Annotated in this window: 16 protein-coding genes; 3 read left to right on the plus strand and 13 right to left on the minus strand. The window is 63.1% G+C overall.

Features of this window, described 5'->3' with window-relative positions; translation table 11 throughout:
* Positions 1–58 precede the first annotated feature (58 nt).
* The gene (locus SO140_RS28085; protein WP_449377909.1) at positions 59–1,414 is read left to right on the plus strand and encodes an esterase-like activity of phytase family protein; all 1,356 of its coding nucleotides are present in this window, start codon (positions 59–61) and stop codon (positions 1,412–1,414) included.
* Between the two features lie 161 nt (positions 1,415–1,575).
* Here SO140_RS28085 and SO140_RS28090 read toward each other — a convergent pair whose 3' ends face one another.
* Positions 1,576–3,255: a mucoidy inhibitor MuiA family protein gene (locus SO140_RS28090; RefSeq protein ID WP_449377908.1), complete on the minus strand. Its 1,680-nt coding sequence runs from the start codon at positions 3,253–3,255 to the stop codon at positions 1,576–1,578.
* A gap of 202 nt (positions 3,256–3,457) precedes the next feature.
* Positions 3,458–4,066: a response regulator transcription factor gene (locus SO140_RS28095; RefSeq protein ID WP_449377907.1), complete on the minus strand. Its 609-nt coding sequence runs from the start codon at positions 4,064–4,066 to the stop codon at positions 3,458–3,460.
* Positions 4,067–4,269: 203 nt separating this feature from the next.
* Between SO140_RS28095 and SO140_RS28100 the strand changes: the two genes are divergently transcribed.
* Positions 4,270–5,337, plus strand: a complete 1,068-nt coding sequence (locus SO140_RS28100; protein ID WP_474798358.1) for an AraC family transcriptional regulator — start codon at positions 4,270–4,272, stop codon at positions 5,335–5,337.
* On the opposite strand, the gene SO140_RS28105 is transcribed toward SO140_RS28100, so the two are convergent.
* The 11 genes from SO140_RS28105 to SO140_RS28155 all read right to left on the minus strand — a co-directional run bounded on the left by SO140_RS28105 (position 5,338) and on the right by SO140_RS28155 (position 16,629).
* Positions 5,338–6,507: a thiolase family protein gene (locus tag SO140_RS28105; RefSeq protein WP_449377905.1), complete on the minus strand. Its 1,170-nt coding sequence runs from the start codon at positions 6,505–6,507 to the stop codon at positions 5,338–5,340. It lies immediately after the preceding gene.
* Positions 6,508–6,807: 300 nt separating this feature from the next.
* A complete protein-coding gene (serA, locus tag SO140_RS28110) occupies positions 6,808–8,397 on the minus strand; it encodes a phosphoglycerate dehydrogenase (protein WP_449377904.1) in 1,590 nt (529 codons plus the stop codon).
* Between the two features lie 126 nt (positions 8,398–8,523).
* A complete protein-coding gene (locus tag SO140_RS28115) occupies positions 8,524–9,696 on the minus strand; it encodes a phosphoserine transaminase (RefSeq protein ID WP_449377903.1) in 1,173 nt (390 codons plus the stop codon).
* A 79-nt stretch (positions 9,697–9,775) separates the two neighbouring features.
* Entirely contained in the window at positions 9,776–9,973 is a 198-nt protein-coding gene (locus SO140_RS28120) for a hypothetical protein (RefSeq protein WP_449377902.1), read from the minus strand.
* Positions 9,974–10,132: 159 nt separating this feature from the next.
* The gene (locus SO140_RS28125) at positions 10,133–10,600 is read right to left on the minus strand and encodes a GNAT family N-acetyltransferase (RefSeq protein ID WP_449377901.1); all 468 of its coding nucleotides are present in this window, start codon (positions 10,598–10,600) and stop codon (positions 10,133–10,135) included.
* Between the two features lie 14 nt (positions 10,601–10,614).
* Positions 10,615–11,205 carry a glutathione S-transferase family protein gene (locus SO140_RS28130; protein WP_449377900.1) on the minus strand — a complete coding sequence of 197 codons (591 nt, stop codon included), beginning with the start codon at positions 11,203–11,205 and terminating at the stop codon, positions 10,615–10,617.
* Between the two features lie 72 nt (positions 11,206–11,277).
* Positions 11,278–12,153 (minus strand): outer membrane protein, encoded by an 876-nt coding sequence (locus SO140_RS28135; protein ID WP_449377899.1) that lies wholly within the window; start codon positions 12,151–12,153, stop codon positions 11,278–11,280.
* 166 nt (positions 12,154–12,319) lie between these two features.
* A complete protein-coding gene (locus SO140_RS28140; RefSeq protein WP_449377898.1) occupies positions 12,320–13,147 on the minus strand; it encodes an outer membrane protein in 828 nt (275 codons plus the stop codon).
* Positions 13,148–13,372: 225 nt separating this feature from the next.
* Positions 13,373–14,626 carry an MFS transporter gene (locus SO140_RS28145; RefSeq protein ID WP_449377897.1) on the minus strand — a complete coding sequence of 418 codons (1,254 nt, stop codon included), beginning with the start codon at positions 14,624–14,626 and terminating at the stop codon, positions 13,373–13,375.
* Between the two features lie 266 nt (positions 14,627–14,892).
* Complete coding sequence (gene glmM, locus SO140_RS28150) at positions 14,893–16,236, minus strand: phosphoglucosamine mutase (RefSeq protein WP_449377896.1); 1,344 nt, start codon at positions 16,234–16,236, stop codon at positions 14,893–14,895.
* Between the two features lie 225 nt (positions 16,237–16,461).
* Positions 16,462–16,629 (minus strand): hypothetical protein, encoded by a 168-nt coding sequence (locus SO140_RS28155; RefSeq protein WP_449377895.1) that lies wholly within the window; start codon positions 16,627–16,629, stop codon positions 16,462–16,464.
* Between the two features lie 90 nt (positions 16,630–16,719).
* Between SO140_RS28155 and SO140_RS28160 the strand changes: the two genes are divergently transcribed.
* A complete protein-coding gene (locus SO140_RS28160; RefSeq protein ID WP_449377894.1) occupies positions 16,720–17,856 on the plus strand; it encodes an alpha-hydroxy acid oxidase in 1,137 nt (378 codons plus the stop codon).
* Positions 17,857–17,868 lie beyond the last annotated feature (12 nt).

Here is a 17,868-nt window from a genome sequence, read left to right on the forward strand (position 1 = left end):
TCACAAAACTGCAATATGTGGTCCGCATAAGGCGTGCGTCCGTTAACAGGAGACGCATATGCGCGCGACCTTTCTTGCCTCCGTCGCAACGATCATTTTCACCGCGGGTGCCGCGCTTGCCCAAAACGAGGGCGAATTCCCGGCGACGCTGACTGCCCACGCAGTGATGCCGGCCGAGTCCTTCATCGATGCGCCGACTGACGCGCCCGCCGACCTCAAAACGTCAGGCAAATACACCACCGGCAAGCGCGTCGACGCGCTCGGTACCGTCATGGGCAAGTCCGCCGAGCGTTCGACCGGCGTGTCGCTGCCGTTCAAAGGCCAGCCGCTCCAGGGCCATTCCGGCATCAAGTCGATGGGCGACGGCACCTTCTGGGTCATCACCGACAATGGCATGGGCTCGCGCTACAACTCGACGGACTCGATGCTGTACCTGAACCACTACAAGATCGACTGGACCAGCGGCAAGATCGAGCGGCAGGAAACGGTGTTTTTGCACGATCCCGACAAAAAGGTGCCCTTCCGCATCGTGCATGAGGACACCGAGAAGCGCTATCTCACCGGCTCCGACTTCGACACCGAAGGCTTCCAGATCATTGGCGACACCTTCTGGATCGGTGACGAGTTCGGCCCCTACATCCTGAAGGCCGACAAGACCGGCAAGATCCTTGGCGTGTTCGAGACGATCGCTGACGGCAAGCCGGTGCGCTCGCCGGACCACTGGGCGGTGCAATCCCCTGGTGCGCCGGGCGCGAGCTACACCAACGTCAATCTGCGCCGCTCCAAGGGCTTCGAGGGCTTTGCGTCGTCGAAGGACGGCAAGTTCCTCTACGGCCTGCTGGAAGGCCCGCTGTGGGACGCCGAGAAGAAGGATTGGGAGAAGGTCGACGGCAAGGAAGCCTCGCGCATCCTCGAATTCGACGTCGGCGCGGAGAAGTTCACCGGCCGCTACTGGCAATATGTATTCGAGCAGAACGGCAACGCCATCGGCGACTTCAACATGATCGACCCGGCCAGCGGTCTCGTCATCGAACGCGACAATGGCGAAGGCACCGCCGACAAGGCCTGCCCGCAAGGCGTGCGCGGCGAGAACTGCTTCCCCGACGTCGCGAAGTTCAAGCGCGTCTACAAGATCGAGCTCTCGGATGCCAATGTCGGCAAGCCCGTGCGCAAGATCGGCTATATCGACCTGATGAAGATCAAGGATCCCGAAAAGAAGGCGCGGAAGCCGCTCAATGACGGCGTCCTCACCTTCCCGTTCTTCACCATCGAGAATGTCGATCGCGTGGACGAGACGCATATCATCGTCGGCAACGACAACAATTTGCCGTTCTCCTCCAGCCGCGAGCCGAACAAGGCCGATGACGACGAGTTCGTGCTGCTCGAGGTCGGCGAGTTCCTGAAGGCGAAGTGAGGTTTGCCATCTCCACACCCAAGCTGTCATCGCCCGGCTTGACCGGGCGATCCAGTATTCCAGAGACGCCTGAGCTTGAATCGAGAAGCCGCGGCGTACTGGATGCCCGTGTCAAGCCAGGGCATGACAAACAGAGAGTGCGGGGCGAGGTTAAGAACGCCTCAGCCCGCCGGCACCATGACGATGCCCTTGTCCTTGGGCCAGCGCACGCGCCAGCCGAACTTGATCTCCTTCACCTCGCCGGGCTTGGCGTCGAACGCCCATTCCAGCACACCGCGCTTGTCGCGCAGATTGGTCGACGTGGGCGGCGTGGTCGCGGACAGCATCTCGACCGCGATGTCCTCGTTCTCGCTGACCGGGAGCTGATCCTCGATCGCGATGCGGATTGGGAAATCGTGACCGTTGCGCACGACGGTCCGGAACGAGCGCGCGTCGGTCTTTGACGAAGAGATCACGCCCGCCGTGCCCTCGTTCTGCCGAATCACCGCGCGCTCGATCTTGATCTTGTCGTCGGCGCCGAAGCCGAGGCGGATCGCCTCCGTCCGCGCGGCGGTGGAGAACTTGCTGCGGCCGACGAACACGCCGTCGCGGAAGATCGCGACCTTGCCGGGCAAAAGATTGGTGTCGTCGGAGAGCTTGAACGAGGCCTCGAGATAGGCGGTCGGATCCACCACCGGCGCGGCGCGGATGGCGAGGTCCGGCGTGACCGTCATGGTGGAGATGAGCAGGCTCTTGGCGCCTTCGTTGGCCCCAAGGCTGACGCGGCCCGCGATCTGGTAGACGGCCTGGAAATCGCCGATCTCGGCATTGGCCTGCTGCTCATCCGCACGCTCGCGGGGCTCCGGGGCCTCTATGGCCTTGGCCATTGCCGGCGACTGCGCCTGCCGCGTCATGTCCGGCGCAGGCATCGCCACGTCGGACCGCCCTCCCAAGGCCAGCGGCTTCGGAAGCTGCGGATAGCGGACGACCAGCGAATTCAGCTCCGGCGCGCTGCCGCCGCGGCTGACTCGAACGGTGGAGACTCCGAGGCTGACATTCGACCAGTCCTCGCCGGTCGACTGGGTAATTTCCGCGCGGCGTACCAGTTCGAGTTGCGGCTTGTGGTCCCTGGCGCCAGTGTCGAGGCGGGCGTCGTAGAGCGGCGCCCAGCGCGCATTGCGCACGTTGTAGGTCACCCGCAGCGTCGCCTTCGTCGCGGCTGCGGAGGCGATTTCGGCCCGCACCTCCAGCTTGCTCGGCGGCTTGGCCGCGCGATCGGCTTCGAGCTGGGCGATCTGGCGATCGATCTCACGCTGCTTTCGCATGGCATCGCGGATCGCGGTATCGGCAGTGGCGATTTCCTCGGCAACCGCGGAGAAGGCCGCGCGCCACTCGGTCATCGGCCGGGCCTCGCCCTTCTCGCCGATGCCGGCGGGAGAGGCCTCGGCAAAGCGTTCGGCAAACTTGCGTCGGGCATTGGCGGCATCGATCGCGCCCTGCAAATCCGCGCGCTCGTCCTTCAAGGTCTCGATGCGCTTGTCGAGTTCCGGCAGATTGACCGGAGGTGCTAGGCGTGGCGGCCGCGCGTCGATCGTGCCGATGGTGAGCTTTGCACCCGCCTCGCCCTCAACCCGCAAGGAGGACGTGTCGAGGCCGAGCGGGAAATCCTTTGCGACCAGCGTCGAGTCACCCGACGGCAGGTCCAGCGTGACGACGCGGGTGACGCTCGCGCCGTCCGGGTAGACCGTGACGGCATCGATGGCCGACGTCGCATCCAGATCGGCCGCCCATGACGGCAGCGCAATCGCCGACGTGACCAGGACCAGGCTCGTCGTCGCCAGACTCTTCGCGATCGTTCGCATGAATTTCCCTCCTGCCAATGTCGCCACATCGCCAGCCGGATGCGGCGAAAAACGCCTCGCCATCGTGGTGAGACGCAGCAGGTAAGGAACCGGTTCGATTGGGGTTTCCGTGCGGCGGCACCGCGGCCGCCCCATGGCCGCGGAACGCGTCATCTGGCCGCGTCAGCGCACAGCTCCGGTTCAGCCTTGGTTCACGCTTGATTCACCCTTGGCCGTAGATCCGGCGGAGCATATCCGTGACGTTCTTCGCGCCGGCCTTTCTCAGAATGCTGGCGCGGTAGCCCTCAACCGTCCGCGCGCTCAGGCGCATCGCCCGAGCGATCTCTTTGTTGGTGTAACCGGCCGCAAGGTGCTGCAGCACCTCGCTTTCGCGCCCCGTGAGTGGCTCGCAACCGGCAAGCCAGCGCTGCCGGTTCGCATCCGGCTGGGCGAATTCATCGATGGCGGCATCGATCCGGCCGACAATCTCATGACTCTCGAACGGCTTCTCGATGAAATCGAACGCACCGCTCTTGATGGCATCGACCGCCATGGCGATGCTGCCATTGGCAGACGTCACCAGGACCGGCGCCATGCAATTTTCCGCGCGCAGTCGCTTCAGGACGTCGAGGCCGGATTGATCCGGCGCCTGCATCTCAAGCAGAACACAGGCCGGCATGCGCACCTTCGCCTCCAACAAGAGAGACGCACCATCGGCAAAGCAGATGACCTCATAGGCCTGCTGCTCGAGCGCCATAGAAAGTTGTTCGCGGAAGGACGCGTCAGTATCGATGACGAATACCTCACCCTTGGAAAGCGTGTTTCCCGGCATCATCCTGCTCAGCAATGTCTTGGTCAAAAGGGCCGAGACGGCGTCGAGGCTGCATCGCCTTGCCGCGCCGTCATGAACCGGCATCCACGCCGGTGCTTCGGTTTTCGATATGTATGTTCAGCCTGGTTCCGGGATTTGACTGATTGGGACAGAAATTTTACATTTCGGGACAACTGCGGGAATGGCTGGCAGGAGCGGTTCGCATGACCGATCTCATTCGCAGCGCAGGCCTTACCTACTATCCCGAGGTCGCCCGGTCGTCGGGCCTCGATCCTAAGCAGATGATGCGCAAGGTCAGGCTTCCGCTGGCCTGCCTTGAAAAGCCCGACGTTCGCATCGCCGTCGCGGGTCTTCGCCGCCTGCTTGAAACATCGGCGGAAGCCTCCGGTGCCGAAGATTTCGGCTTGCGCCTCGCCGAGCTCGGCGGCCTGACCAATCTCGGGCCGGTCGGGCTCATCGTTCGCGAGCAGGCCACCATTGGTGATGCAATCCAGGCGCTGTCGCGTTTCATCCATATCCACCACGATGGCATGCGGCTCGACGTCACGCGCGACAAGAAGATCGTGACCATCACGATGCATTTGCGCGGACGGCGTCCGCGTGCGCCGCGCCAGTCCATCGACATGGCGCTCGGCAGCGTCCACCGCATCATCCAGTCGCTGTTCGGCAGCGACTGGCGGCCGCTGGAGGTTCACCTCCACTATCCGCCGCCCCGCGACCGCAAGCGCTATCGCGAATTCTTCGGCTGCCCGGTGACCTTCAATGCCGCAGCCAACGCGCTGCTGCTATCGGCCCACGACATGGAGCGCCGAATCCCCAGCGCGCATCCCCTGGTCGCGAGCTATCTGCGCAAGCGTATCGAGGCTCTCGATGCGCGGCCTGCGAGCTGGGACGAGAAGGTCGACGAAGTCGTGCGCTCGCTGCTCTCGAGTGGCGAATGCACGGTCGAGCGCGTGGCCGAGCATCTGGCCTGCACCCGCCGCACCATCCATCGGCATCTTGCCGAATGCGGCACCACTTTTTCCGAGATCCTCGACACGCAGCGCGCCGAACTCGTCACCCAGCTGATCGAAGAACCCGGCCGGCCGCTCTCTGCGATCGCCGAGCAGCTCGGCTTTTCCGCGCAGAGCGCCATGGCGCGCTGGTTCCGCCACCGCTTCGGCTGCTCCATCACCGACTGGCGCAAGGGCGTGCGGCCAGCGATGCATGAAAAAGGCACGGCGCCCGGGAGCGTCATGCCTTCGTCGTCGCGTGCCGCGGTGTCTGCTTAGCTAATAGATCTCGAACAGGCCGGCGCCGCCCTGGCCACCGCCGATGCACATGGTCACCACGCCCCACTTCGCCTTGCGGCGGTGACCTTCCTGCAAGAGGTGACCAGTGAGACGCGCGCCGGTCATGCCAAAGGGATGACCGATCGCGATCGAGCCGCCGTTGACGTTGTACTTGGCGGGATCGATGCCGAGCTTGTCGCGGCAATACAGGCACTGGCTGGCGAAGGCTTCGTTGAGCTCCCAGAGATCGATGTCGTCGATCTTCAGGCCGGTGCGCTTCAACAGCTTCGGGATCGCGAAGACCGGGCCAATGCCCATCTCGTCCGGCTCGCAGCCGGCGGTCGCCCAGGCAACGAAGCGGCCCAGCGGCTGAAGCCCACGCTTCTCCGCGTCCTTGGCTTCCATCAGCACCACGGCCGCAGCTCCGTCGGAGAGCTGGCTGGCGTTGCCGGCGGTCACGAACTTGCCGGGGCCCTTGACCGGCTCGAGCTTGGCGAGACCTTCCATCGTGGTCTCCGGCCGGTTGCACTCGTCGCGATCGACGACGTAATCGACGATCGACTCGGCCTTGGTCTGCTTGTCGACCACCTTCATCCTGGTCTTCATCGGAACGATCTCGTCCTTGAACTTGTTCGCCTGCTGGGCGGCCGCCATGCGGCGCTGCGATTCCAGCGAGAACTCGTCCTGATATTCGCGGCTGAGCTTGTAGCGCTCGGCGACGATATCGGCAGTGTCGATCATCGCCATGAAGATGTCGGGCGCAACCTTCAAGAGTTCCGGATCGATCGATTCCTTTGGCGAGCCGCCGCCAGGAATCGAGATGCTCTCGACACCGCCGGCGACAATGCAGTCGGCGCCATCGGAGCGGATCGAGTTGGCGGCCATTGCGATGGTCTGCAGTCCCGACGAGCAGAATCGGTTCACCGAGACGCCGGCGGTCGTCTTCGGCAGACCGGCGAGAAGCGCGGACTGACGGCCGATGTTCGGAGCGCCGTGGGCGCAATTGCCGAGATAGCAATCCTCGACATAGTCCTTCTCCACGCCGGCACGATCGACCGCATGATGGATGGCGTGGGCCGCGAGAGACATCGGCGGAGTGATGTTGAACCCGCCGCGAGCGGACTTCGCCAGCCCCGTGCGCGCATAGGAAACGATGACGGCTTCACGCATTGTTTTCTCCCTGGTCGGACGACTTGGTTGGTCAATTGGTACACAAACTTCGAAGGTCGCGGGGAAATAAAGGGCAGCGCGTGCCAAGAAAAACGCCGCACTCGCAAGCGAGGCGGCGTCTGTTCCGTAGATCGGAATATCTTCGTGCCTGAACTGTCTCCACACTCGTCATGCCCGGGCTTGTCCCGGGCACCCACGTCCTTCCGCACGCATGGAGGCGCGTGGATGGCCAGGCATAGGCGAGCGCAAGCCACGCCGTCCTTCGGACGGCTATGCCCGGCCATGACGCCGGTGTGATCGTCAGAACGTCAGCGCCTTCGCCTGCTTGACCTGCGGGAGCGCCTGCACCTTGGCGAGCAGCTCCGCCGGCACCGCACCGTCGACCTCGACGAGCGCGATGGCATCGCCACCCTGCTCGACACGGCCGAGATGGAAGGTGGCGATGTTGATCTTGGCATCGCCCAAAAGGCTTGCGAACTTGCCGATGAATCCCGGCTTGTCCTCGTTGGTGACGTAGATCATCGACTTACCGAACTCGGCATCGACGCGGATGCCCTTGATGTCGACCAGCCGCGGCTTGCCGTCGTGATAGACGGTGCCGGAGACCGAGCGCTCCTGGCGCTCCGTCGCGACCGTCACGCTGATCAGGCTTTCATAGTCACTCTGCGCGGCGCGGGTCACTTCATCCACCACCATGCCGCGCTCCTTGGCGACGACAGGAGCGGACACCACATTGACCTCGCCCAGCATCGGCCGCAGCAGGCCGGACAGCACGGCGGAGGTCAGAGCCTTGATCTTCATCTCGGCAACATGGCCCTCATAGGTGATCGTGACCTTCGAGATGCCGGTCTCGGTGAGCTGGCCGGCGAAGGAACCGAGCTTCTCGGCAAGCGCGATGAAGGGCTTCAGCTTCGGCGCTTCTTCGGCGGTGATCGAGGGGAAGTTGATGGCGTTGGAGATCGCGCCTGACAACAGATAGTCCGACATCTGCTCAGCGACCTGAAGCGCCACGTTCTCCTGCGCCTCGGTCGTGGAGGCACCAAGATGCGGCGTGCAGATCACGTTGGGATGCCCGAACAGCACGTTCGAGGTCGCGGGCTCCTCGATGAAGACGTCGAAGGCAGCGCCGGCAATGTGCTTGGCATTCAGCGCATCCACCACCGCCTGCTCGTCGACCAGACCGCCGCGGGCGCAGTTGATCAGGCGTACGCCCTTCTTCATCTTGGCGATCGCGGCCGCGTCGATGATGTTCTTGGTCTTCTCGGTGAGCGGGGTATGCAGGGTGATGAAGTCGGCGCGCTTGAGCAGGTCATCGAGATCGACCTTCTCGACACCGATGTCCTTGGCGCGCTCCGGCGACAGGAAGGGATCGAAGGCCACGACCTTCATGCGCAGGCCGAGCGCGCGGTCGCAGACGATCGAGCCGATATTGCCGCAGCCGACCACCCCTAACACCTTGCCGGTGATCTCGACGCCCATGAAGCGATTCTTCTCCCACTTGCCGGACTGGGTGGAGGCGTCAGCCTGCGGAATTTCGCGCGCCAGCGCCAGCATCAGGGTGATGGCGTGTTCGGCGGTCGTGATGGAATTGCCGAACGGCGTGTTCATCACGATGATGCCCTTGGCGGTGGCCGCCGGGATCTCGACGTTGTCGACGCCGATGCCGGCGCGGCCGATCACCTTCAGGTTGGTCGCCTTCTCGATGATCTTGGCGGTCGCTTTCGTCGCCGAACGGATCGCAAGGCCGTCATAATTGCCGATGATCTCGGCCAGCTTGTCCTTGTCCTTGCCGAGGTTGGGCTGGAAGTCGACCTCGACGCCGCGATCCTTGAAGATCTGCACGGCGGCGGGCGAGAGCGCGTCGGAAATGAGAACTTTCGGTTTGGTCATGGGAATGTTCCGTGGTGCGAGCTGCATTTACGGAGTGTCGCCCGCAGGCTTACCCGCGGGTCCATCTCTCTTGATCGATGGATGGCCGGATCAAATCCGGCCATGACAATGATTGGGCCGAGGCGTTTACGCTGCCTTGGGCAGCGCGGCCTTGGTCTCGGCAAAGGCCCAGTCGATCCACTGGGTCAGGAGCTCGACGTCCTTCGCTTCCACCGTGGCGCCACACCAGATGCGCAGACCCACGGGCGCGTCGCGATAATACGCGAAGTCGAAGCCCGCATTTTCCTTCTCGACCAGTGCGACGAGCTTCTTGCAGAACTCGGCCTGCGCGTCGGACGAGAGCGAGGTGATCGCGGGATCGGTGAACTTCAGGCACACCGAGGTGTTGGAGCGGATCGAAGCGTCTTTCGCCAGGAAGTCGATCCAGGGCGTCCTCGCCTTCCAGTCGGCGAGCACCTTGGTGTTGGCGTCGGCACGCGCGATCAGCGGCTTCAGGCCGCCGATCGACTTGGCCCAGTTCAACGCGTCAAGATAGTCCTCGACGCAGAGCATCGACGGCGTGTTGATGGTCTCGCCGACGAAAATGCCTTCATTGATCTTGCCGCCCTTCGTCATGCGGAAAATCTTCGGCAACGGCCAAGCCGGCTTGTAGGTCTCGAGACGTTCCACCGCGCGGGGCGAGAGGATCAGCATGCCATGCGCCGCCTCGCCGCCGAGCGCCTTCTGCCAGGAGAAGGTGACGACGTCGAGCTTGGACCAATCGAGCGGCTGCGCGAACGCGGCCGAGGTGGCGTCGCAGATGGTCAGGCCTTCGCGAGTCGCGCTGATCCAGTCGGCGTTCGGCACGCGCACTCCAGAGGTGGTACCGTTCCAGGTGAAGACGACGTCGCTGTTCGGATCGACCTTGGAAAGATCCGGGATCTCACCATAAGCCGCATTGAGCTTGGTGACGTCCTTGAGCTTCAATTCCTTGACGATGTCGCTGACCCAGCCTTCGCCGAACGATTCCCACGCGAGCGTGGTGACGGGGCGTGCGCCGAGCAGCGACCACAGCGCCATCTCGACCGCGCCAGTATCGGAGGCCGGAACGATGCCGATGCGATAATCGGCCGGCACTTCGAGCACTTCGCGCGTCAGATCGATCGCGAGCTTGAGCTTGGTCTTGCCGATCTTCGCACGATGCGAACGGCCGAGAGCTGCGTCTTTGAGATTTTGGGCGGTCCAGCCGGGGCGCTTGGCACAGGGGCCGGAGGAGAAATGCGGCACGAGGGGCCGCGAAGCGGGCTTCGCTGCAGTCATGATCTACCCTTCCAGATAGTAAGCCTCCCGTTGGGGGGAGGTGTCCCGCCGCGGCTAATACGGGAAACAGACAGAATCGTCAAGGAAGTTTAGGCGTCTCACGGTGGAGTGATGCCGTTTCCGTCGTCTTCTCAGGAGCTTCCACGGCATTCAGCAAGCCCGTCGCCTCGCTGATCAGCTGCGCCGCTCGGCGCCGGCTGGCGACTTTTAAAATGCATTTGTCGTCGGCCTGCACAACGTAGTCGTTGCCGACCTTGATCAATGAATAGCTTGTCATTGAAATCCCCGAACCGACCGAGCCCGGTGTCAAGACGCAACCTAGCACCGATCGTTCCCCGACGAACATGAACGAACGCCCGGTAGTTTATCAGCCCTTAACCGAAACGGATGTGCAGGCAGATTTTGCAGACGATGCAACGGCCGCGCGGAAGGTGCGTCAAAAACGGACAGTCATGCCGACGTGGCTCGCGGTGAATCCGAGCCGCTTATAGAAGCGTTGCGCATCGGCGCGGCTCTGATGCGTCAACAGCTCGACCAGGTTACATCCCTTCGCGCGCGCCTCCGCCACCGCCCATTGCACGAGCTGCTCGCCGATGCCGCGGCTGCGGCAGTCCGAGGCGACGCGCACGTCTTCCAGGAGGCCACGCGAACCGCCTTGCGAGCTCAGGCCCGGCAGGATGGCGAGCTGCAGGCAGCCGACCACCCTGCCCGTGCCGTCCACCGCGACCACGAGCCTCAGACCGGGATTTTTGTCGACCGCATCGAACGCCCTGAAATAGGACTCGGGCAGCGGCTCCTCCAGGCGCTCGCGTGCGCGGCCGAGATGATCGTCGGCGAGCATCGCGACAACAGCGGCAACGTCTTCGCGGCGAGCGCGGCGGATCGAGATGATATCGGCGGTCATGACGGGCTCCGAGCTCAGCGTGCCGGCGGAAGACCAAGACAGCTCTCGGTCTCCGCAATCCACCGCCGGATCGCAACATGGCGGCCGAGATCAAAACCGCCTTCATGGGCGAGACGGGTATAGGCCAGCAGCGATATGTCGGCGAGCGAGGTCGACTCGCCGACGAAACAGCGGCTGGTGACGAGATGCTGCTCCATGCGGTCAAGCGCCGCATAGCCGCGCTTGATCTTCTCCGGGTCGAGCTCGGAGACGTCCTTGCCGAGATAGACCATCTGGAAACGGCACACCGCGACATAGGGCTCGTGGCTGTACTGCTCCCAGAACAGCCATTCGTCCATCTTGGCTGCGGCAAAGGCATCGCGCGGAATGAGATCGCTTTCGCGGGCAAGATAGCGGATGATGGCATTGGACTGCGCCAGCGTGCGGCCGTCGTCGAACGCGACGGTCGGCACCTGGCCGGCACCGTTCATCTCCAGGAATTGCGGCGTGCGCGTTTCGCCCTTGCGCGTGTCGATCTCGACCCACTGATACGGCAGCTTGAGCCTGTCGCAGACCCACTTCACCTTCAGGCAATTGCCGGAGTTCGTGTCGCCGTAGATCTTCATCGCCGCTGCTCCAATTGCAGCGACAAAGCATCAGGGCAGAGCGGTCCTGTCAACCGGTGCTATGCGCTGCGCTCAGAACTTGTAGCCGGCGCCGAGACGGAAATTGTTCAGGTTGACGGAGATGTTCTTGGCCGGCGAGAACCCGACATGCTCCCATTCGCCGCGCAGGAACACGCAATCCCAGAGCATATACTCTAGTCCCAGACCAGCGGTCCAACCGTAGATGAAGGAGTTTGTGCGCTGCTCGGTTTGGGTCATCGAGCCCGTACCGATCTGCTGGTGGTAGTGTGTCGTGACACCGCCCGCCGTCACGTCATAGTCGTCCCATAGGACGTAGGAGACAGTCGCAAATCGCGAGACTTCGGCCCGTCCGATCGCGAGGCCGCCGAATGCATAAGGCATGAAGTCTCCGCCTGCCCATCCGACGCGGCCGCGCAGAGTCACGTAATCCTTAAGCTGCAAACTTGCGCCGCCTGCGAGCAACGTGTCGTAGGAATGCGTATGGCCCGTGGGCGGGCTTTCGCCGTCGGGATTGACGATCAACCGCTCCATCGAATCGCTTGCCGTCGAGGCCATGTTGTTCATGTAGCTATAGTTGGCCTCTAGACCCAATACTGCGTCGTAAAACTGCCAGTCCCGGCCGACAAAGGCGCCGAAGCCCGTCGACTGAACATGGTTCTTGGGCAACAGCGACCATCCCCCGACAGAATCCTGCAGCACGCTGTTGCGCAGCATGAAGTCCGTCATTGATTTCGGGGCGTGGCTGAAGTCCATTTCGGAGATGGCAAAGCCGAACTGGCCGCCGGCGTACCAACCGTCCCAGGTGTGCGTCGTCCTGCTCAAGCCATCGGTGAGCGTGCCGCGCAGGACAGGGAGATCCGGCATGTCGGCCGCGTGTGCGGCAGAGACCGACCCCAATATCGCCGCCACAAACCAAAGCCCACGCATCGCAACGCTCCATCGAACTCTTGTTGCGGATGATCATGGCCCGTTAACCTTAACCAATGGTTGCGTTGCGCGATTTCGACACGATCAGGCCATGAATTTTACGCAAAGCAAAACGGCGCGGGATCCTCCCGCGCCGTTAAGAAGTCTTAAGCGATCGAGTGGCCGATCAGCCCTTGGTGACCAGCGGTGGCGGCGCGTAGACCGGCGGGCTGTCGAGATTCCAGCGCACGCCGAGTTTCAGGTCGTGCGACGTGAGGTGCTTGAACGTCGTCGGATTGAAGACGTTGTTGGTGCCGTCGAATGTCTTGAGGTCGCCGGTCAGACCATCGCCCATGTCGAGGTAGCGATAGGCAAGCTCAACCGTGAAGGCCGGAGAAACCTTGTAGGCGAGACCGGCATGCGCCGCCCAGGCAAAGTTCCACTTCGCAACGTTATCACCAAATGCGAGACCGGGCACCGCACCGGCGCCGTTGTTTGCGATGCTCTGATCGGTAAAGCCGTTGATCGCAACCCGCGCCGTGCCGATGCCGGCACCGACGAACGGCGTGATGCACCACCAGGTACCGAGATCGACATAGGCGTTGGCCATAACCACCCATTCGTTCTTCGTCGCGTGATAGGTGTCGGTGCCGACGCCGCCGGGATAAGTGATGCGGTCGGTGCCGAAGAACTGCGAATTGCCCCGATATTCACCGGTCACGTCGGCACGGAACCAGTTGTTGAACCGGTAGCCGGCGCCTAGCCCGAAGATTCCTGCGTTGTTGAAGCTGAGGTTCTGCACCGACGAAGTCGTGGTGGCATCGAGCACATTGTTCAACCGGTCAACGCGCTGGTTGCTGAAGCCGATATCGCCGCGCAGATACCAGCCGCCGAAGTCTGCGGGCGGAGCCGGCGCGTACATGGGCGGCGCGGCAATCGGCATATCGGCGGCGAACGCCACCGACGAGATCAAGGTTGCCGCACCCGCGGCAAGGAGAGACTTAACGCTACGCATTGGCTTCGTCCTTTTGGCCGGTGAGGCAAACAAGGACGCCTCACTTTCTGAAACTCACGGGCGGACGATGGCACTAAATGCTTAAGCGCCACTTAACCCTAATTTTTAAGGTTGATTTTTTCTCACCGCACACGCGCGTGCGACCAGAGCGTTGCAAAACTGCGGCGCCTGCGCGCAGCAATTACTAACGATGTATGAAGGTGCCGCGGCCTGCGAGACGTCGAATTAACGCGCGTGCTGCGGCAGTTTTGGCAGGAACACAGCCAGCAGGCCGATCGCCGGCAGGTAGGCGCAGATCTGATAGACGAACTCGATCGAGGTGTGGTCGGCGAGCTTGCCGAGCACGGCCGCGCCAAGGCCACCGATTCCGAAGGCCACGCCGAAGAACACGCCCGAGATCATCCCGAAGCGGTGCGGCACCAGCTCCTGCGCGAACACGATGATCGAGGACGTCGTCGAGGAGATAATCAGCCCGATGAACACTGTGAGCACGGCGCTCGCGGAGAGCCCGGCATAGGGCAGCGCCAGCGTGAACGGCAGCGCGCCGACGATCGAGATCCAGATCACGATCTTGCGGCCGAAGCGATCCCCGAGCGGACCGCCGAGGAACGCGCCGACCGCGTTCGCTGCCAGGAAGATGAAGAGGTACATCTGCGCTGCCTGCGTCGACACGCCGAAGCGGTCGATCAGGTAGAAGATGTAGTAGCTCGACAGGCTCGAGACGTAGAGCTGCTTGGAGAACAGGAGCGCCACCAGCACCAGAAGCGCGACCGCGACGCGCCGCGAGCTCGGCGCGTCCGGATGCGCATGGATCGGCTTCTCCTTCTTCGTCGTGATCTGCGGCGCGTACCAGCGGCCGATGCGCCAGAGGATGAGAATCGCGAGAAACGCGATCGAGGAGAACCAGGCGATGCTGCCCTGCCCGAACGGCACCACGATCAGCGCCGCCAGCACCGGGCCCATCGACGTGCCGAAACTGCCGCCGAGTTGAAACACCGACTGCGCAAAGCCGTAGCGGCCGCCGGAGGCAAGCCGCGCGATGCGCGCCGACTCCGGGTGAAACACCGCCGAGCCGAGGCCAACCATCGCGGCCGCAACCAGGATGATGAGATACTGATGCGCGGCGCTGAGCAGCAACAGGCCGAAGAAGGTCGAGGCCATGCCGATCGAGAGCGAGTAAGGCTGCGCCTTCTTGTCGGTGTAATGCCCGACTACCGGCTGGAGCAGCGAGGCCGTGAACTGAAAGGCCAGCGTGATCATGCCGATCTGCGCGAAGTCGAGTGCGTAGGTGTCCTTCAGGATCGGATACACCGACGCGATCAACGACTGCATGGTGTCGTTGAGAAAATGCGAGAAGCTGATGCCGGCGAGCACGACATAGGCCGGCCCTGCGCTCGTGATCTTCGCGACGGGCGCGACATCGGTCACGACGACCGGCTCGGTCAACGTTTTATCAGAGACGACGACAGGCTTGTTCAATACAGCAACCCCTGCGCGGCAGATTGCCGCGATCTCACAGGTACGATGCTGACGGCGGCCGAACCACCGCCAATCGCCCATGGCTGGGATGCGTGGGTTTGACTCTGTCCGCGAGTCCGGAATCGTAGGGTGGGCAAGGGCGCACTTGCGCCGTGCCCACCATCTATCCTCGAATGAAATGAAGCGGTGGGCACGCTTCGCTTTGCCCACCCTACGATACTTACGCGCCACCTTCTCCTACAAGGGGAGGAGGAAGGGAGCTGCGCCTAAGCCGCAGCCTGTCCGAGCGCGGAGACGATCGTGTCGACGACTTCCTCGACCAGGATGCGGTCCTCGCCCTCGCCCATCACGCGGATCACGGGCTCGGTGCCCGAGGAGCGGATCAGCAGCCGGCCGTGGCCGTTGAGCCGCTTCTCGCCGTCGGAGATCGCCGACTTGACGTCGCTGTCGTCGAGCGGCTTGCCGCTCTTGTAGCGGACGTTCTTCAGTATCTGCGGCAGCGGATCGAAGCGATGGCAGACCTCGGAGACCGGACGCCGCAGTTTCTGCACCACCGCCAGCACCTGCAAGGCGGCAACGAAGCCGTCGCCGGTGGTGGCGTAGTCGGACAGGATGATGTGGCCGGATTGCTCGCCGCCAAGATTGTAGCCGCCGCTCAGCATTTGCTCGAGCACGTAGCGGTCGCCGACCGGCGTGCGCACGAGATCAAGCCCCTGCCCTTTCAGGAAACGTTCGAGCCCGAGATTGGACATCACGGTCGCGACGATGCCGGGCCGCGACAGCCTCCCGTCTTCCTTCCAGCTCTGGGCGATCACCGCGAGCAGTTGGTCGCCATCGACGATGTGGCCGCGCTCATCAACCAGGATGACGCGATCGGCGTCACCATCGAGCGCGATGCCGATGTCGGCGCGCATCTCGCGCACCTTCCTCGACAGCGCTTCCGGCGAGGTCGAGCCGCATTCCTTGTTGATGTTGAAGCCGTCGGGCTCGACGCCGATCGGCACGACGTCGGCGCCCAACTCCCACAGCGCTTCCGGCACCACCCTGTAGGCAGCGCCATTGGCGCAATCGACGACGACGCGCAGCCCGTCGAGCGACAGATCGCGCGGCAGCGTGCGCTTGGCGAATTCGATGTAGCGGTCATGGACGCCGTCGATGCGGCGGGCTCGGCCCAAGCTCGCACTTTGTGCAAGCTTCTTGTCGAGGGATTCGTCGAGCAACTGCTCGATCTGCCTCTCGACGTCGTCGGACAGCTTGAAGCCCTGCGGACCGAACAGCTTGATGCCGTTGTCCTCGAACAGATTGTGCGAGGCCGAGATCATGACGCCGAGATCAGCGCGCATCGACTTGGTCAGCATCGCGACCGCCGGCGTCGGCATCGGGCCGACCAGCAGCACGTCCATGCCGACGGAAGTGAAGCCCGCGACCATCGCATATTCGATCATGTAGCCGGACAGGCGCGTGTCCTTGCCGATCACGACCCGATGGCGATGGTCACCACGCTGAAATGCAAGGCCGGCGGCCTGGCCGACCTTGAGCGCGAGCTCCGGTGTGATCAGTCCGTTGGCGCGACCTCGAATCCCGTCGGTCCCGAAATATTTGCGGCTCATATGAGTCCCCCACGCGGCAACCAGGAATCCCCAATGCAACTAGCGGATGCCATGCACGGCTCCGCCATTCCTGATTTCGCTGGCGTTCTTATAATGCCATCACAGCTAAATTGGCTTCAAGAAATATAATGAATCGTTACGGAACCCGGCCCGCCGCCGGCCCAATAACCTGTTGTTAACGCTGAAACTCTTGCCCAAGAGGCCTTGCGAGGCTGGAACCCGTGCCTAAACGGAACGCTTTACGTGCTGGTCGCCGCGGGTCGGAGGGGGCTGAGTGACGTTGACGGGGTCGGAGGCAGGAAAAGTCTCCTCCAATCCTTCCTCGAGGGCCTCGTCGAGGCGATGCTTCTCATCGGCCTCGCTGGATTTCGGCGCGGATCGCGGTCTGGTCATGGCGGCCTCTTCGCAAACAATTTGGCTGAGCACCCATCCATGCTAGATGACCCCTAAATCCGTCGACGCAAGGACGGGCCGGGGAACGTCATGAAGCATATCACCTGCATTGAAGACCTACGTGCGCTGCACAAGCGGCGCGTGCCGAAAGCGTTCTTCGACTATTGCGACCGCGGCTCCTATGCCGAGGAAACGCTGCGCGCCAATCGCGACGATCTCCAGCAGATCAAGTTTCGCCAGCGCATCCTGGTCGACGTCTCCAAGCGCGACACCTCGACCATGATCCTCGGCGAGCCCTCGACGATGCCGCTCGTTCTCGCGCCGGTCGGGCTGCTCGGCATGCAGCACGGCGACGGCGAGATCCACGCCTGCCGCGCAGCGCAAGCCGCGGGCATTCCGTTCACGCAGTCGACGATGTCGATCTGCTCGATCGAGGACATCGCCGCCAATGTCGAGAAGCCGTTCTGGTTCCAGCTCTACGTGATGAAGGATCGCGGCTTCATCAAGGACCTGATCCAGCGCGCGATTGCCGCCAAGTGCAGCGCGCTGGTGCTTACCGTCGATCTCCAGGTGATCGGGCAGCGCCATGCCGACATCAAGAACGGCATGACGGTGCCGCCGGAGTGGTCGCTGTCGAAACTCGTCGATTTCGCGACCAAGCCGACCTGGGTCTCGGGCGTGCTGCGCGGCAAGCGCCGCACCTTCGGCAACATCGCAGGCCACGTGAAGAACACCGAGGATCTCAATCGCCTCGCAGAATGGACCGCCTCGCAGTTCGACACATCGCTGAGCTGGAAGGACGTCGAGTGGGTCCGCAGCATCTGGCCGGGCAAGCTCATCATCAAAGGCATCCTCGACGTCGAGGATGCCGAGGAGGCCGCAAAGACCGGCGCGCAAGCCCTGGTCGTCTCCAACCATGGCGGCCGGCAGCTCGACGGCGCGCCGTCGTCGATCGAGGTGCTGCCTGAGATCGCGGATGCGGTCGGCGACAAGATGGAGATCATGTTCGACGGCGGCATCCGCTCCGGCCAGGACGTCATGCGCGCGCTCGCGCTCGGTGCAAAATCCTGCATGATCGGTCGCGCTTATGCGTATGGGCTGGGCGCCGGCGGCCAGGCCGGCGTCGCCAAGGCGATCGACATCATTCAGAAGGAGCTGCTGACGACCATGGGCCTGTGCGGCGTCAACAGGGTGGACGAGATCGACGACCACATCATCGCGGTCTAGTCCTACTGCGTC

The organism is Bradyrhizobium sp. UFLA05-108 (assembly GCF_059803455.1).

Bases quoted from the DNA above. Each gene is read 5' to 3' on its own strand.
- SO140_RS28085 (WP_449377909.1), top strand. From the start codon at position 59: ATGCGCGCGACCTTTCTTGCCTCCGTCGCAACGATCATTTTCACCGCG.
- SO140_RS28090 (WP_449377908.1), bottom strand. From the start codon at position 3,255: ATGCGAACGATCGCGAAGAGTCTGGCGACGACGAGCCTGGTCCTGGTC.
- SO140_RS28095 (WP_449377907.1), bottom strand. From the start codon at position 4,066: ATGCCGGGAAACACGCTTTCCAAGGGTGAGGTATTCGTCATCGATACT.
- SO140_RS28100 (WP_474798358.1), top strand. From the start codon at position 4,270: ATGACCGATCTCATTCGCAGCGCAGGCCTTACCTACTATCCCGAGGTC.
- SO140_RS28105 (WP_449377905.1), bottom strand. From the start codon at position 6,507: ATGCGTGAAGCCGTCATCGTTTCCTATGCGCGCACGGGGCTGGCGAAG.
- serA (WP_449377904.1), bottom strand. From the start codon at position 8,397: ATGACCAAACCGAAAGTTCTCATTTCCGACGCGCTCTCGCCCGCCGCC.
- SO140_RS28115 (WP_449377903.1), bottom strand. From the start codon at position 9,696: ATGACTGCAGCGAAGCCCGCTTCGCGGCCCCTCGTGCCGCATTTCTCC.
- SO140_RS28120 (WP_449377902.1), bottom strand. From the start codon at position 9,973: ATGACAAGCTATTCATTGATCAAGGTCGGCAACGACTACGTTGTGCAG.
- SO140_RS28125 (WP_449377901.1), bottom strand. From the start codon at position 10,600: ATGACCGCCGATATCATCTCGATCCGCCGCGCTCGCCGCGAAGACGTT.
- SO140_RS28130 (WP_449377900.1), bottom strand. From the start codon at position 11,205: ATGAAGATCTACGGCGACACGAACTCCGGCAATTGCCTGAAGGTGAAG.
- SO140_RS28135 (WP_449377899.1), bottom strand. From the start codon at position 12,153: ATGCGTGGGCTTTGGTTTGTGGCGGCGATATTGGGGTCGGTCTCTGCC.
- SO140_RS28140 (WP_449377898.1), bottom strand. From the start codon at position 13,147: ATGCGTAGCGTTAAGTCTCTCCTTGCCGCGGGTGCGGCAACCTTGATC.
- glmM (WP_449377896.1), bottom strand. From the start codon at position 16,236: ATGAGCCGCAAATATTTCGGGACCGACGGGATTCGAGGTCGCGCCAAC.
- SO140_RS28155 (WP_449377895.1), bottom strand. From the start codon at position 16,629: ATGACCAGACCGCGATCCGCGCCGAAATCCAGCGAGGCCGATGAGAAG.
- SO140_RS28160 (WP_449377894.1), top strand. From the start codon at position 16,720: ATGAAGCATATCACCTGCATTGAAGACCTACGTGCGCTGCACAAGCGG.